At 59.9% G+C, this 394-nt stretch carries 1 protein-coding gene; it reads left to right on the top strand.

What is annotated here, in order from left to right; genetic code table 11:
- Positions 1-394 (top strand): DNA gyrase subunit A (locus tag B3187_RS15435; RefSeq protein ID WP_349678209.1); only part of this gene is annotated, 394 nt, incomplete at both ends.

Here is a 394-nt window from a genome sequence, read left to right as displayed (position 1 = left end):
ATCATCCGCACCGAGGACGAGCCCAAAGCGGTGTTGATGGAGCGATTCAAACTGTCCGACGTTCAGGCCGACTACATTCTGGACACCAAGTTGCGCCAGTTGGCGCGTCTTGAGGAAATGAAGATCCGGGGCGAGCAGGAAGCCCTGGAAAAAGAGCGGGACCAACTGGAGAAAACCCTCGGGTCCGCCACTCGCCTGAAAACCCTGATTCGCAAAGAGCTGCAGCAGGTGGCCAAGGAATACGGCGATGATCGCCGCTCGCCCATCGTTCAGCGCGAGGAGGCCCAGGCATTCAGTGAAACCGAGTTGATCGGAGTCGACCCGGTCACCGTGGTGGTGTCCGAAAAAGGCTGGATCCGTTCGGCCAAGGGCCATGAGATCGATCCGGCGGCGC

The sequence above is a fragment of the Marinimicrobium sp. UBA4209 genome (assembly GCF_002381585.1).
Taxonomy (GTDB): Bacteria; Pseudomonadota; Gammaproteobacteria; order Pseudomonadales; family Cellvibrionaceae; genus Marinimicrobium; species Marinimicrobium koreense.
This window is presented reverse-complemented; position numbering and strand designations above follow the sequence as displayed.